At 44.3% G+C, this 14141-nt stretch carries 12 protein-coding genes and 1 pseudogene; 9 read left to right on the top strand and 4 right to left on the bottom strand.

Annotated elements, in window-relative coordinates:
• The coding region (locus tag AC1U9U_RS11495; RefSeq protein ID WP_479960701.1) for a THUMP domain-containing class I SAM-dependent RNA methyltransferase at positions 1-674 on the bottom strand (674 nt) is incomplete at its 3' end.
• A 128-nt stretch (positions 675-802) separates the two neighbouring features.
• On the opposite strand from AC1U9U_RS11495, the gene AC1U9U_RS11490 reads away from it, so the two are divergent.
• The gene (locus tag AC1U9U_RS11490; RefSeq protein WP_479960703.1) at positions 803-1471 is read left to right on the top strand and encodes a CPBP family intramembrane glutamic endopeptidase; all 669 of its coding nucleotides are present in this window, start codon (positions 803-805) and stop codon (positions 1469-1471) included.
• 79 nt (positions 1472-1550) lie between these two features.
• Positions 1551-1838 (top strand): hypothetical protein, encoded by a 288-nt coding sequence (locus AC1U9U_RS11485; protein ID WP_479960700.1) that lies wholly within the window; start codon positions 1551-1553, stop codon positions 1836-1838.
• Positions 1839-1974: 136 nt separating this feature from the next.
• Here the strand turns inward: AC1U9U_RS11485 and AC1U9U_RS11480 are convergent, their stop codons facing one another.
• Together AC1U9U_RS11480 and AC1U9U_RS11475 are read right to left on the bottom strand one after the other, a co-directional pair.
• Positions 1975-2157, bottom strand: coding sequence for a DUF1540 domain-containing protein (locus AC1U9U_RS11480; protein WP_479960699.1), 183 nt, complete (start codon positions 2155-2157; stop codon positions 1975-1977).
• A 139-nt stretch (positions 2158-2296) separates the two neighbouring features.
• Complete coding sequence (locus AC1U9U_RS11475; RefSeq protein WP_479960698.1) at positions 2297-2863, bottom strand: ABC transporter permease; 567 nt, start codon at positions 2861-2863, stop codon at positions 2297-2299.
• Positions 2864-2897: 34 nt separating this feature from the next.
• Here AC1U9U_RS11475 and AC1U9U_RS11470 point away from each other — a divergent pair, with 34 nt between their 5' ends.
• The 7 genes and pseudogenes from AC1U9U_RS11470 (at position 2898) to mttB (ending at position 13383) form a co-directional block, all read left to right on the top strand.
• Positions 2898-5246, top strand: coding sequence for a type IA DNA topoisomerase (locus AC1U9U_RS11470; RefSeq protein WP_479960697.1), 2349 nt, complete (start codon positions 2898-2900; stop codon positions 5244-5246).
• 148 nt (positions 5247-5394) lie between these two features.
• Positions 5395-6072, top strand: coding sequence for a hypothetical protein (locus AC1U9U_RS11465; protein WP_479960696.1), 678 nt, complete (start codon positions 5395-5397; stop codon positions 6070-6072).
• 132 nt (positions 6073-6204) lie between these two features.
• Complete coding sequence (locus AC1U9U_RS11460; protein WP_479960695.1) at positions 6205-6789, top strand: TetR/AcrR family transcriptional regulator; 585 nt, start codon at positions 6205-6207, stop codon at positions 6787-6789.
• On the top strand, positions 6770-7867 hold the full coding sequence (locus tag AC1U9U_RS11455) for an efflux RND transporter periplasmic adaptor subunit (RefSeq protein ID WP_479960694.1): 1098 nt from the start codon (positions 6770-6772) through the stop codon (positions 7865-7867). The genes AC1U9U_RS11460 and AC1U9U_RS11455 overlap by 20 nt, the downstream gene beginning before the upstream one ends.
• The gene (locus tag AC1U9U_RS11450) at positions 7857-10946 is read left to right on the top strand and encodes an efflux RND transporter permease subunit (protein ID WP_479960693.1); all 3090 of its coding nucleotides are present in this window, start codon (positions 7857-7859) and stop codon (positions 10944-10946) included. Before AC1U9U_RS11455 ends, AC1U9U_RS11450 begins: the two co-directional genes overlap by 11 nt.
• Positions 10947-11220: 274 nt before the next feature.
• Positions 11221-11853 (top strand): cobalamin B12-binding domain-containing protein, encoded by a 633-nt coding sequence (locus tag AC1U9U_RS11445; protein WP_479960692.1) that lies wholly within the window; start codon positions 11221-11223, stop codon positions 11851-11853.
• Positions 11854-11910: 57 nt separating this feature from the next.
• Positions 11911-13383 (top strand): annotated as a pseudogene (mttB, locus tag AC1U9U_RS11440) ([trimethylamine--corrinoid protein] Co-methyltransferase).
• Positions 13384-13529: 146 nt separating this feature from the next.
• Here mttB and AC1U9U_RS11435 read toward each other — a convergent pair.
• Entirely contained in the window at positions 13530-13985 is a 456-nt protein-coding gene (locus AC1U9U_RS11435; protein WP_479960702.1) for an AAA-type ATPase lid domain-containing protein, read from the bottom strand.
• Positions 13986-14141 lie beyond the last annotated feature (156 nt).

The following is a 14141-nucleotide window of genomic DNA, read 5'->3' as shown; positions in this document are numbered from 1 at the left end:
GCAATGAAATCCCGCTTCAAGCCCGGCGCCCGCTTTAGAGCAATCATTGCGGCTTCGATGGGTATGGTTCCTGTTCCACAGCAGGGATTGATGAGGGCCCGGTCAGCTTTCCAATAGCTGAGATTGATCATAGCGGCGGCTAAGGTTTCTTTCAAGGGGGCTTGGCCGGCTAATTTTCGATAACCCCGTTTATGTAAACCGGCACCGGAGGTATCAATGGTCAAGGTGGCTAGGTCTTTTAAAAGGGCGACCTCGATTTTATATTTGGGTCCGGTTTCTTTAAACCAACTAATACCGTAGACATCTTTAAGGCGTTCGACAATGGCCTTTTTGACAATTGCTTGACAATCGGAGACACTGAAGAGTTTGGATTTTATGGATTTCCCTTCAACAGGAAATTCAGCATCAATGGGCAGCCAGTCCTCCCAAGGAAGAGCTTTGGTTTGTTGGAAAAGTTCCTCAAAGGTGGTGGCCTTAAATTCACCCATTTTCAAAAGGACACGTTCCGCACTGCGCAGCCAAAGATTGGCCCGGCATACTCCCAATTCATTGGTCATAAAGGCAATTTTACCGTCACTTACTTTCGTCTCAGTATAGCCGAGATTATGGAGTTCCCGGTTCACGATAGCTTCGATGCCGAAGGCACTGGTAGCGATCAATTCGATTTTAGCCAAAGTTGGTATCACCTTTCCTAAATAATTCTTCTCCTATATAATAAAGACTGGCAATCCTAAAGGCAAGTTATCACTGGAATCAATGTTTGGGAGGGGATTCGGTGCTAAAAGACCCTAAAACCGACGCTATCGATGAAACAGAGAGTCTTGATCCTGCTGAAAACAGCACCAGCGATACGATTGATGAGCTTCGGGCTGCTTTGATTCCGTCTTTTTGGCTTACCCAGCTAATTTTATTGATTCCCGGCGGAGTGCTGCTGTGGTTTTTCTATCTACGCAAAGGGTACGAATTGAAAGACTTTTTCGCTTGGGATAACACTGGGGGGATTTGGTTTATCGGAACCATCGCGGCGATTTTAGGGATGGGGCTTCAGTTGGCCGCCTGGAAAACCTTCACTGTCGATGCTTTCGACGATGGGGGAGTAAATCGCCTGCTTTTAGAGTTACCCGCTCAAACCCTTATTCCCATATTTTTAATTGGCGCCCTTTCAGAGGAGCTGCTTGTACGAGGGGTCTTGCAAACAGGTGTTGCCGGTTATTTCGGCCCTGTTCAAGGGGTTATACTTACCAGCATTCTTTTTACAGTTATGCATATTCGCTACTTAAAAAAGCCTGTCCTCCTGAGTGGGGTATTTCTAATCAGTATCGTCCTCTGTACACTTTATAGCTACACCGGAACTCTTTGGGCAACCATCTGGGCTCATTTTCTTTATAATTTCGGAACCTCTATCCTTGCCATAAGATATTATCTACCACATTTTGAGAACCCAGAGAACCCGAAGAACCCGAAGAACTAAAACTAGCAAACATTCCCTCTATATGTGCTCCTATACCATCAGGTATAATAAAGTAAAGGTGTATAAACGGGGGAGTAGAATGTTTAGCCAATTTATGCTACAGGGGTTATTGCTGGCAATCGGAGTAACCGGAGTTGTTTGGTGGGCCCTAAAAGAATTTACAAAACTATCGCCGGGAAAAGTTGATGGGATTGCAGTTGTGTTGGGACTTGTAGTGCCTTTAACTATTTCTTTAATCATGCGAGGACTTATTACCGATCCTTTGCAAGTGACACTTGCTATATTTGTACTTATTGTGAGTTATGCGCTAATACAACGGGAGCAAAAGAGAAAGAAGTCGGCCCGCCATCGGTCGGAAGCATTATAATTGCATTTAAATCCAGCCAAGAGACATTTTAAAAAAAGTTGATTTAGAGAAAAAGAGTAAGGATAAGCGTCCTTACTCTTTTCGGATAAAGAAGGTTTTAGAAAACACAAGTTGAATATTATTTCTATTCTTAGTATTATCCCATGGTACCATTGGGAACGAAAGTTGCACAGTCGGTCATTTCGGTAGTTTTTGCATTAGGTGCTTGAACTTCGATTTCTTGGGCATAACAGTGATCATTTCCCCAATAGTGACAGGTGTTGACCACGCATTTGACTCCTTGAAGATGAGCATCAATTTTGTTTACGCGTCCAGGCATGTTTACGCACTCCTTTGCATTTAGGATATGTTCAGAGGTTTTCACCCTGAATCAGTATATAATTTCCCGCGGTGAGGTTCTTTTATACGTTTTAACTTTTATAGAACCAAAAGGAGCGTGCTTTCCATGTCAGTTCTCGTTATCTACGCTTATAAGACAGGCTCAATACACTCAGCCCATAAAATAGTCCTGCAGTAACAAGCAGCACCACAATACTTCCCTGAGGAGTTAAGATAGTGTCCCCGTAACGGAAAGTCACTCCCATCATTGAATTAAATTCTGCCAGGCTCTCCGCCGGGGCATGGGCAAAAGCTTCTTGAAGGGGTGCCTCCATAATGATCTGACGAAATAGAACTGCCGCATGAGAAATTGGAAAAATCTTTATCACATACTGTACTGCTTCAGGCAAAGTCCCAATGGGTAAATAGATACCGGTTAAAAAACCAATCAGCGTTCCGATAAGGGTGCCGGCTGTTGAAAAAGCATTTTGACTCTTGAAGAAGGAGGCCAGAAAAAACATTATGGCTGTGCTTGCCAGAGAGGAAAGCAGAATTAGTGCCAACACTTGCAGGGTTCTCATCCCTGTCAACAATTCTCCGCCATTGGCGAGGATGTAAATTTCGGCTAAGATCAGGGCGACAATGCTCATGATTGCCACGATTATGAATGCACTTAAAATATAGCCCCCGGCAATAGCACTTTTCATTGCCAATCCAGAATGGTAAAAAAGAGGTGTAGCATTGGGTAAAACATTGATTATAGCTGAGAAACCTTCCCAAGCCAGGGAGTATGCGAAAACCCTTGGCGTTAAAGGAAAAGGGGAAGGATACTTGGAGAATGAGGAATACATAATTTCCTGGTGTATCGGCCATTTATTAGAACTGAAGCCACCGGAAACCTACATGGATCTCCAAAAGGTCGGGAAACGCTGGGGGCTTCAGCGGCTGCCGGTACTCCCTCAGGTAAGTGAATTCAAGCATACGGTTAAGACCGGTACGAAAAAACAGTATGAGGTACTTAAGCAGTTATTAACTTCAAAAGTCATTGACCGGGTTATTTGCGGAACGGACGCGGACCGCGAAGGCCAGCTGCTTTTTCAAGAAATATGGGACAAATTAGGCTGTAAAAAACCACTTTTTCGTTTATGGATTTCTTCCTTAACTCAGGAAGCCATAAGGGAAGGAATGGCTAATCTACGTCCTTTTCAAGCAGTGGCCGGTTTAGCCCAAGCGGGATATGGACGTTCTTACGGAGATTGGGATTTTGGGATGAATCTAACGGAAGGGTTCACCGCCTTATTTGGGAGCTTTGACCCGGTTCGGAAAAAGCCCAATGTGATTTCCATCGGCAGAGTCCAGACCCCTACCTTAGCCTTAGTAGTGGAGCGGGAGTTGGCCATCCAAAACTTCATCCCTATTCCTTATGTGGAGATAGAAGCAGAGTTTGCAAGTCCCCAAGGGTTATATAAGGGCAAATGGTTCGATCCCACCGCGAAAAAGAACCAAGAGGATAAATATTCTTTAGATCTGGCCCGGGCGGAGGGGATTATTGCTAAAATTCACGGGAAGTACGGAGAAGTCCATACAGTGAAGGAAAAAGAAAGTGCAGAGCCTCATCCTTTGCTCTATGATTTGACTTCATTAACGATTGCCGCTTCCAAACGCTATGGTTTTGGGGCGGAGAAGGTTTTGAAAATCGCCCAATCTTTGTATGAAAAGAAGGCGATAACCTATCCAAGGACGGACTGTAATTTCCTACCGGCCGATATGCTCCCCAAACTGGGAGCCCATCTAAAGGCCTTAGAGGAAACTCCCTATGCCCAGTGGGTTGAGGAAGCTCTCCAGCGTCCCATACCAAAAGGGAAACGAGTTATTAATGAGATAACTGCCCACCATGCCATAATCCCCACCACGGAGAAGATTTCCTTGGGCAAGCTAACGCCGGAAGAGCTGAAAGTCTGGGAAATGATTGTTTTGCGTTTTCTCACTATTTGGTTTCCTCCGGCCCGATATTTCGAAAAAGAAATAACTACGGTGGTTGCCGATGAATATTTTCTAAGTAAAGGGAAAACTTTACTTGAGCCGGGCTGGAAAAAAGTAGAGAAGCAGGGAAAAGGGACTGGGGAAGGGGGTCCTGATCAAGAAGAGCGTAATAGTGAAGATAACTTGGCGGGAAAGCTGCCGGATCTTAGCAAGGGCGAAGAGGTAAAGAATCGGTCCTGCCAAGCCTTACAAAAGGAGACCAAACCACCAAAGCGCTATACGCAGGGGGACCTGATCAAGGCTATGGAAGGGGCAGGTAGGGAGATCGAAGATGAGGCTTTGCGTCAACAATTAAAGGGTAAAGGCCTTGGCACTGTCGCTACCCGTGGGGCGATTATTGAGAATCTTTTGGGCCGGGGTTATCTTAGTCAACGGCAGAGGGTCCTCTACCCTACAGATAAAGGTCTCGAGCTGATACGCTTAATCAAAGAAAGCCTGCCGCAGTCTAAGCTGCTGATCAGTGCGGAAATGACCGGTCAGATGGAATATGAATTATCACAGGTAGAACGGGGAGAAATGCCTCTGCATAAATTTATGGCAAGGGTCGAGGATTCTGTTCGTACAATAATCGAAGAGCTGCGCCATTTTGAATCTGTTCATGGTAAAAGGCCCATCGCCAATGCTTTCCAGAACCGCTCTTCACAAGGAAAAAGCAAAGAACCTGCAGAACCTAAACGAGCCACAAATACTAAGGGTGTTAAAGATGTTACAGACGCTAAAGGTGCAACAAACCCTAAGGCAGAAAATAATGTTTCAGATCGAGCCGTTCCGGAAGTGCTGGGAAATTGCCCTAATTGCGGCGGTCGGATTAGAGAAAACTCCAAGGGATATGGCTGCGAGAATTGGCAAAAAGGATGTAAGTTTTTCCTGGGTAAGCATCCAATCTGCGGCAAGGTTTTGACAAAGGCCCAAGTAAAAAGCCTCCTGAGCAAGGGGAAAACCCCTCTGATTAAGGGCTTTAAATCTAAGGCAGGAAAAAGTTTTGCGGCGTTTCTGATCTGGGATAATGCCAAAGAAGGAAAGCTGCGCTTTGAATTCCAGAAGTAAGGTGTCATGGTAAGACGAGTAGCTTGAAAACTCCGCCAAAACTGCGTAAACTTAATATAGGGTTTTCTTTAACGATAGAGAAGAAATTCTTACACTGGCGAATAAAATATATCAGGCTACATTAATTTAATAAGACTGGGGGGAGAGTATGGGAAGTAGCTGGGAAAGTATGGTTGTTGCCTTCGGAGTTATCTTTTTGTTCTACTTTGGAAAACGTTATGCCAACAAATTTAAAAAACCCCAAAATAGTAAAAAAGGATCGGTGCCAAAGACTGAGACGAAGCAATTGGAAATGATCCTTACGAAAAAAGATAATAAACGATCCCGAACGAAAGAAAATCACTCGGAAAACACTGCTGCCAACCTAGTTCTGCACCCCCATAGTTTTCAAAGAGCTAAAAGGGAGTACATGGAATTTGCTCGCCGCTTTACCGGGTCTTATGAAGCACTTTATTTAGCAGCTTCCGGAAAAGCCGGAATTGGCCGGGAGCAATTGCTGAAAAATTGGGAGGAAGGTGTTCTGGCTACGGAGGCTCCTAATTTAACCTTGGCCTGGAATACTGTGGTCCAAAAGCACAGCGGCAGAAATTTATACTTCAAAGGAATTTCGAAGGGTAAAAGTGGCCCCCAGGAGCTAGACGGCATCCTCAAAGACTGGCTTAAGCTCTTGTTTAAATGGGGACTTCAACGGCATCCGGGAAACCTGCTCCATTCTGATCCCAATGGCGGAGATATTGTTGCCGGGCAAGATCCTAATTACTACTGGTTGTTAAATGGCGAGGTATTGGAGGAAGGTCAAGTAAAAGTTCAATCTTTAGGCCAATAAAGAAGGGCTTAAAAAGGGAGGAAGATGCATTTGTTGCATCTTTCTTTTATTCTATTTTTTGCTCTTGACAGAAGATAGACTATGTAGGAAACTGAAAATACTAATATAGTTTCCGTGGAGGAGGGAATGGTTTTGCGGGACCGGATTATTGATAAAGCCTATGATTTAATCATGCGCTATGGTCTTAGGGGATTTACTATGGATGATGTAGCCGGGGAATTAGGAATGAGTAAAAAGACCATTTATAAGTATTTTGACTCGAAAAACCAACTCATTAGCGAGCTGGTGGATAGAATCGTGGAGCTGGAGAAATTAACTTTTAGCGAGGAAATTGCTAAGCACTCCACTTGGTTAAAGAAGTTCGAAGCCATGCTCACCATGTATACGCCGGGGGATATCCCCTTCCGCCTGGTTGATGAGTTGTATCGTTTTTTCCCGGAGGAAAAGGGAAAGATTGAGGAACTAGCTGAATATCGACAAGAAATCCTCTTGCCGCAAATCGAAGAGGGGCAAAAAAAGGGCAGAATTCGTTCGGATCTTAACCCAATTATTATTCTGCGTGTGATTCACAATATTTTTATGACCCCGGCTGACCCGAAAATGCTTCAGTCCCAAGATATTACTGTCAAACAACTGCTGGAAGAAATGAAGAATCTGATTTTTTATGGGATTCTCAAAGATGGGGAGGAAAGTAAAGATGCTAACCGGCAAATTTAAAAGCAAGACTGGAGCCATTGCAGCATCAATTCTAGTTGTTGCACTTTTTCTGTCAGGGTGCACAGAACAGGTGGCGGAAATTACTCCTGAGAAGGAGAAATTAGTTCAGGTCCAAGCAGCAGAGGAAGAGTCACATCCTGTACAACTAAGCTATACAGGCTTAACCTCCGCCGGAGAGGTGCAAAAGTACAGTTTTAAGGTATCCGGCAAATTACTCGACTTGGCTGTAGAAAAAGATAGTCCGGTGAAGGCCGGGCAAAAGCTGGCTTCTTTAGATACAACGGAATATAGCCTGGCGGTGCAAGCTGCTCAGCTCAACGTCACTAAGGCAGAGAAGGCTTATAATGAAGCTCGGGATACTTTTCAAAAACTTGAAAAGCTTTATGAAGCCGGTGCTTTACCTGAATCAGATCTAACCAAGGCCAAATTAGATCTGGATATAAAGGAGGCTACATATAATCAGGCAAAGATCGAGTTGGAAGCTAAACAGATCCAACTCAAGGATGCCCAGCTTTATGCTGATCGGGATGGTTATGTAGTGGATATTCTTTTCCAGGAAAGTGAAATCGTTGCCGCCGGTTATCCGGTGGTTGTAGTTCGTTCTCCGGAGCAAAAGATCAATGTGGGGCTTTCTCAAAATGATGTGCAGAAGATTAAGGTGGGCACTTTAGCAGATGTTACTATGGATGGACTCCAAACCTCCGGAAAAGTCGTCCGGGTGGGGGCTATTCCTGATCCACAGACCCGGACTTATAATACCGAGCTCATCCTTACGAAGCCCTTCCCCGCAGATGCTTACCACCTTGGTGCCACTGTCCAGGTAAGCTTTGCTCAGGGAGAAGCACCGGGTATCTGGGTTCCTTTAGCCTGTGTTCTTAATGACGGTGAAGATTATGTCTTTGTGGTGGAAGAAGAGCGGGCGGTGAAAAGAAATCTTAAGCTCTTGGATGTCCAAGGCTTCAATGTGCGGGTGGAAGGGATAATGCCCGGCGATAGTTATGTAATCAGTGGCATGAAGACCTTAAAAGAAGGCAATAAGGTTAAGGTCCAAAGCGAGGTCAACCCCGATGAGCAATAAGAAAGGAATAATCTATCACGTTATTAAAAATTGGCGGTTTACGATCTTTTTCACCATCTTAGCCATTGCCTTGGGAATTTATAGCTATTACATGGTTCCCAAGCAGGAAAGTCCGGATGTTTCGGCACCTTTTGCCGTTATTACAACCATCTATCCGGGGGCTTCGCCAGAGGATGTGGAAAAATTAGTAACCCGTGTTATTGAAGAGGATATACGGGAAGTACCGGGATATAAAACCTCCCAATCCATTACTAAAAATAGTCTCTCGGTAGTGGTGATTGAGCTTCACAATGATGTGGATGTGAAGGAAGCATGGGACGAACTGCGCCAGATCTTAGATGATGCCCAAGCAAAAGTCCCTTCGGAATGTCTAGGCATTCAAGTTGACACGGAACTTGCCGAGACAGCAGGTATGATCATCAGCCTTTCCGGTGAAGGCTACACCTATGAACAGCTGGCCGAATATGCCAATCAGTATAAAGACCGACTCGCAAAGATTGATGGGATTTCTCGCTTTGCCGTTGCCGGGGTGCAGAATAAAGCCGCGAAGATTGAAATAAATACTGCAGAGTTAAATAAGTACGGTCTTTCCCTCAACGAATTGGTTAACTTAATCAAGGCTCAGAACTTACAAATTCCCGCCGGTTCTTTAAGCGATAATCATGTTAAGATCAATGTTACCTCACCGGGACTATTTACCTCACTCAGTGATATTGAGAACCTGATTATCGATGTGTCTAAGGAGACAGGTGCGCCCATTCATTTGAAAGATGTAGCCGAAGTTAAGTGGGATTTAGAAGATTCCAACTATCAGATCAAGCATAATGGGCAAAATGCCATCTTATTAAGTGGCTTTTTCAAAGAGAACAGAAATATTGTTTTAATCGGGGAAGAAGTTCGGGCTGAACTGGATCAGCTAAAATCAGTAATGCCCCCCGGATTAGTAGTGGATGAGATTGTTTACCAGCCCACGGAGGTGGAAATAAGCGTAGCTAAATTTTTCCGTAATCTCTTAGAGGGCATGGGTCTGGTTCTGATTGTCGTATTCTTGGGGATGGGCTTTCGCAATGCTCTGGTGGCCTCAACGGCAGTTCCCCTCTCCATCATCCTGACCTTTTCCGCTATGTATTTGCTGGGGATTCAATTACAGGAGATTTCCATAGCGGCCCTCATCTTGGCTTTAGGAATATTGGTAGACGATGCCATCGTTATTATTGATGCTATTCAAGTTCAGATTGACCAAGGAGTCGAAAGGATGGAGGCCTGCATCAGAGGCATGAAGCAGTCCATGCTTCCGGTATTTTCCGCCACCTTAACTATCGCAGCGGCTTTCTCGCCCATGTTATTTGTCCCTGGCCCGGCGGGGGAATTTTTGCGTACTTTGCCTCAGACGGTAATTATTGCTGTAACTGCCTCATTTTTGGTCGCTATCACAGTCACTCCGGTCTTAGCCTACTTGTTTTTTAATAAGTTAAAGGGAGAAGCGGATAAACGGACGATCGTTCGTCGGATTTATGATTTTGCTCTCCGCGTAGGTATGAAATATAAAAAGTCCACGGTTTTGGTATCGATTCTTTTGATTGCTTTGGCTGGCTACGGTGCCTTACAGCTCCACATTGAATTTTTCCCTAAGGCAGATAAAAATGTCTTTTATATTAACTTATATTCGGAAAGTGCTTCCGACATCGATGCCACGGCCAAGCTGGCGGCTCAAGTTGAGGAGATCCTTCAGGAAAATGCAGAGGTAGTAAACTATACGACAGCTGTAGGGGACGGCTTGCCTAAATTCTACATCACCCTGCCGAAAGCCACTCCTTCCAAGGATTTTGGGCAAATTATGCTCAAAGTGGATTTGACAAAAGGAGAATTCAACAATAATGAGGAGCTAGCCCTTCATCTACAGAAACAGATCGATGAGCGGTTAATGGGTGGGAAAGCCAATGTGTTGCTTTTGGAAAAGGCCATGCCCGGTGATCCTCTGGAACTCCGGGTCAGTGGGGAGGATGCCAAACAAGTTAAGGAAGCGGTAGAGTTAATACGCCATGAGTTGGAGGAGATCCCAGGGACCATGAAGGTGGAGGATGATTATACCGCCAACGAATACGAATTCGTGGTCGATGTAGATAGGTCAAAGGCTACGACAATGGGCTTAACTAATTATGATATCCAGCAACAGATCAATATCGCCTTAAATGGAGCTAAAGCTTCCGTATTCCGCATTGCCGGAAATGAATACTCCATCATCGTAAAAAGCGATATCCGTACCAAGGAAGATCTTGAGAATCTGGGCATTAAGTCCTCAATTACAGGGAAGAAAGTGCTGCTTAAGCAGATTGGTGAGATTCATCTTCAGTCCCATGTACCCACCATTAAGAAATATGATGGAGTTAGGGCGGTAAGCATTACCGGTAAGGTTGAACCGGGCTACAGCGCTGTTTCGATTGAAAAGACCTTAAAACAAAGACTGGTTGATTCCGGATTTGATTTTTCCGGACTTACCCTAAATTATGATGGGGAAGCCAAGGATATCAAAGACAACTTCGGTAATTTGGGGACTACGGCTATTTTCGCCTTGTTCCTGATTTATGTCATCCTCATGATCCAGTTTCGCTCCTTCTTGCAACCGGCCATTATCTTCATAACCATCCCCTTGTCCATCATCGGTGTGACTGCGGGATTAATCTTATTTAGACAGCCTCTATCCTTTACCGCCTTAGTGGGTGTAGTCAGCTTAATGGGCTTAGTTATTCGGAACGCAATTCTGCTGATTGAGTTTATTAACCATGCCCGGGCAGAGGGGATGGCGATTGAAGAGGCCTGCACCTTTGCTGTTAACCGCCGTTATCGGCCGATTATCTTAGCGGCGGTAACCACCGTAATCGGGTTGGTGCCCCTGGCCCTTTCCGGAAGCGATTTGTTTACGCCGATGTCCATCGCCTTGATGAGCGGGCTTCTGGTTTCCACACTCTTTACCCTGGTGATAGTACCGGTGCTTTATAGCATCCTTGTACGAGAGGACAAAGGAACTACTCAAAGTCCGCCGACGAGCAATAACAATAATTTGAATGTTAATAACTGAAATAAGCGGATTAAAAAATATTGTCCGTAATTCATTCTTTCATAGAAAAAAATAATTACACTTGATTTTATTAAGACATCACCGGAACTGTAAACCAATAGTTACAGTTCCGGTGATGTCTTTACGTATTAAGAATACTCTAACTCTTCTCCCGTCAAGGTTTTCCGCATTTTATCAGAATTGGTATGAAATTTGCTTATTGATAATTGTACAAATAAAGAAAGGAGGATAATTTTTGTTATTAAAAATGAATAACAATGGAGGAGGTAGCGAAATGCCAAGTTTTGATGATTTGTCTAAAGCTGTGTTAAGTGGAGACGATGATCAGGTAAAAACAGTAACGAAATCCCTCATTGATAGTGGGACAGATCCTTTAGAAATTATTAATCAAGGTTTAATTGCAGGCATGAATATCGTTGGAGTGCGCTTTAAAAAAGGTGATATGTTTGTACCTGAAGTGCTCATGGCTGCTAAGGCCATGTCGGAAGGAATTAATTTGGTCAAACCCTTAATTGCTGAAGGCGACATGCCTTCAGAGGGTAAGGTCTTGATTGGTACGGTAAAAGGTGATCTTCATGATATTGGGAAGAATTTAGTGGCGATGATGATGGAGAGTGAGGGTTTCACAGTCATTAATTTGGGTGTGGATATTTCTCCGGAACAATTCGTTGCCGCTGCGAAGGAACATAATGCCGATATTATAGCCATGTCGGCCCTACTAACGACAACCATGGTAGCGATGAAAGATACCATTGATCTGTTTGAAAAAGAAGGGCTAAGGGGCAAGGTTCGCATTATTATTGGCGGAGCTCCGATTTCTGAGGAGTTCGCTGCTGAAATTGGTGCCGATGGTTTTGCTCCGGATGCAGCTACGGCTTGTGAGCTTGGTAAAAAATTGTTGGCATAAGTATTCTGCGATCTGATGCATGAAGAACACAAAATTATCAGGAGGGTGGGTTGAAAGGTGACGATAAGAAATCCCCGGTCAAATAATCCTCAAAAACATGGGTTCAGTATGAACATGTACACAGAGGAAGAATTAAGGCAAATCCACTATGCAACTCTCGAGATCCTTTGGCAGGAAGGGGTACATATCACTTCTAAGGAAGCGTTGGATCTTTTCCAGGATGCGGGGGCTATGGTGGACCGCAGTCAATCCGTAGTATGTATTCCTCCTCACCTTGTCGAGGAGGCAATCCGGTCTGCACCTAGCACTATTACACTCGCCGGCCGTAATCCAAAGAATGATACAGTTTTGGAAAGCAGCAGAGTAAATTTTACTACGTTTGGTGCCGGAGTAAAAATTGTTGACCCTTATACAGGTGTCTTAAGAAATACGATTAAAGCAGATGTTGCGGGAACCGCTTTGGTTGCCGACTATCTGGATGAAGTTGATGTATATTCTCATGCAGTTTCAGCCAGAGATTGTCCTAAAGTCTCGGTAGATTTACACGAAGCGGAAGCTTTTCTAAATAATACGAGTAAACACGTGATGCACATTGACCTTACCTCGGGTGATCATGCTCAAAAGTATTTAGAAATGGGTGCGGCCATTGTCGGTGGCATGGACAATTTAAGAAAGCGTCCAATTCTTTCCGCCTTGACCTGCCCGCAAAGCCCACTTCAGCTGCACAAAGAATGCTGTGATATCATCATGACCTTTGCCCGGGCGGGTGTTCCTGTCAATATATTATCTATGGCTATGTCCGGGGCGACAACCCCAGTGACCATTGCGGGCACTCTTGTGGTGCACAATGCTGAGGTTCTTGCCGGAATTACTTTAGCTCAGCTGGCAAGCAGGGGAGCACCTGTGATGTACGGTAGCTCCACCACGACCTTTGACTTGCAATATGCTACCGCCCCGGTGGGCTCGCCGGAGCTTGGCATGTGTAGTGCGGGTGTGGCAGCTTTGGCACAGTTCTACTTATTGCCCAGCTATACTGCAGGGACATAGGCAGATAGCAAATGTTCCGACGCTCAGGCAGGCCATGAAAAAACGATTACAGCGTTACTGCCGGCCTTAGCAGGAGTTAATATGATTTATGGGATGGGAATGCTGGAGTTAGGGGTAACCTTCAGCTATGCCCAATTACTTATCGATGCTGAAATTGCCAAGATGGTACGAAGAGTGGTTCGTGGTGTAGAAATCAACGATGAGACACTGGCTGTTGATATTATTAAGAAGGTTGGCGGCGGTAGTGGTAAACACTACCTGACGGAAAAGCACACTATGGCTCATGTGAGGAGTGAACAATCCAGAGCGGCTCTCTTTGATCGAAGAATGCGTCAAGTCTGGGAAACTGAGACAGGGGGAAAAGACGTAGCTGAGAGAGCTGCTGAAAAGGCTCGCGAAGTCCTCAACGAATACAAACCCGAACCCTTAGATAAGGAAGTGCAACAAAAACTTAGAAAGATCGTCGAAGACGCCGAAAAGTAATCCCTTTCTAAAACCCCAATCAAAATGATCACAAATACTACAGTGTTTGGGTTAGTGGATTCGTGGTAGGTGCCAACTTATCCCTAACCAGGACACGAGTAGAAACAACACACGGAGGAGATGTAGGCACATTTCCTCCGTGTGTTTTAGTTATTTTTAATTGTAGTTGATTTAATTCCCAAAGATTTAAGTTTATGATGGAGATTTTGTCTCGAAATACCAAGTTCTTGAGATGCTTTCGTAATATTACCTTTATTTTTTCTTAAGGTGCTTTCTATGCAAGCTTTTTCAGTTTCCTGTAAAACACTTTGAAGGGTTCCCTTAAAAAGCACTGAGTTCTGGGGATATTTTACATTAAAAATTCTTTTGCGGAAATACTCTGGTAAATGGTGCAGCCCGAGGACTCGGTCTTTGGCCTGAACAAAATTCATGGCGCCTTCAATAAAATTCTCCAATTCTCGTACATTTCCGGGCCAATGATAGCGCTTAAAATGTTCCATTAAATCCTCGGAGATATTTTTTAAGAACAACCCGAATTCGTTATTGTATTTTTTTATAAAATGCATCGCTAATAATAGGATATCTTCTTTTCTTTCCCGCAAGGGGGGAATATATAAGGTAACTGTTGCCAAACGAAAATATAAGTCGGACCGCATAGTCTTCTTTTCTACGGTTTCAATTGGATCCATGTTGGTAGCACTGATAATTCGGCAATTTAAAGGGATTTCAACATGGCTTCCCAGCCTTCTGACTGTTTT

The sequence above is a fragment of the Desulfitobacterium sp. genome, from assembly GCF_982384815.1.
Note: the sequence above shows the minus strand (reverse complement) of the source record. Positions and strands in the feature narration are given on the sequence as shown.

Excerpts from the sequence above, each read along its gene's own strand:
- AC1U9U_RS11485 (WP_479960700.1), top strand. The coding sequence starts at position 1,551 with ATGTTTAGCCAATTTATGCTACAGGGGTTATTGCTGGCAATCGGAGTA.
- AC1U9U_RS11480 (WP_479960699.1), bottom strand. The coding sequence starts at position 2,157 with ATGCCTGGACGCGTAAACAAAATTGATGCTCATCTTCAAGGAGTCAAA.
- AC1U9U_RS11475 (WP_479960698.1), bottom strand. The coding sequence starts at position 2,863 with ATGAAAAGTGCTATTGCCGGGGGCTATATTTTAAGTGCATTCATAATC.
- AC1U9U_RS11465 (WP_479960696.1), top strand. The coding sequence starts at position 5,395 with ATGGGAAGTAGCTGGGAAAGTATGGTTGTTGCCTTCGGAGTTATCTTT.
- AC1U9U_RS11455 (WP_479960694.1), top strand. The coding sequence starts at position 6,770 with ATGCTAACCGGCAAATTTAAAAGCAAGACTGGAGCCATTGCAGCATCA.
- AC1U9U_RS11450 (WP_479960693.1), top strand. The coding sequence starts at position 7,857 with ATGAGCAATAAGAAAGGAATAATCTATCACGTTATTAAAAATTGGCGG.
- AC1U9U_RS11445 (WP_479960692.1), top strand. The coding sequence starts at position 11,221 with ATGCCAAGTTTTGATGATTTGTCTAAAGCTGTGTTAAGTGGAGACGAT.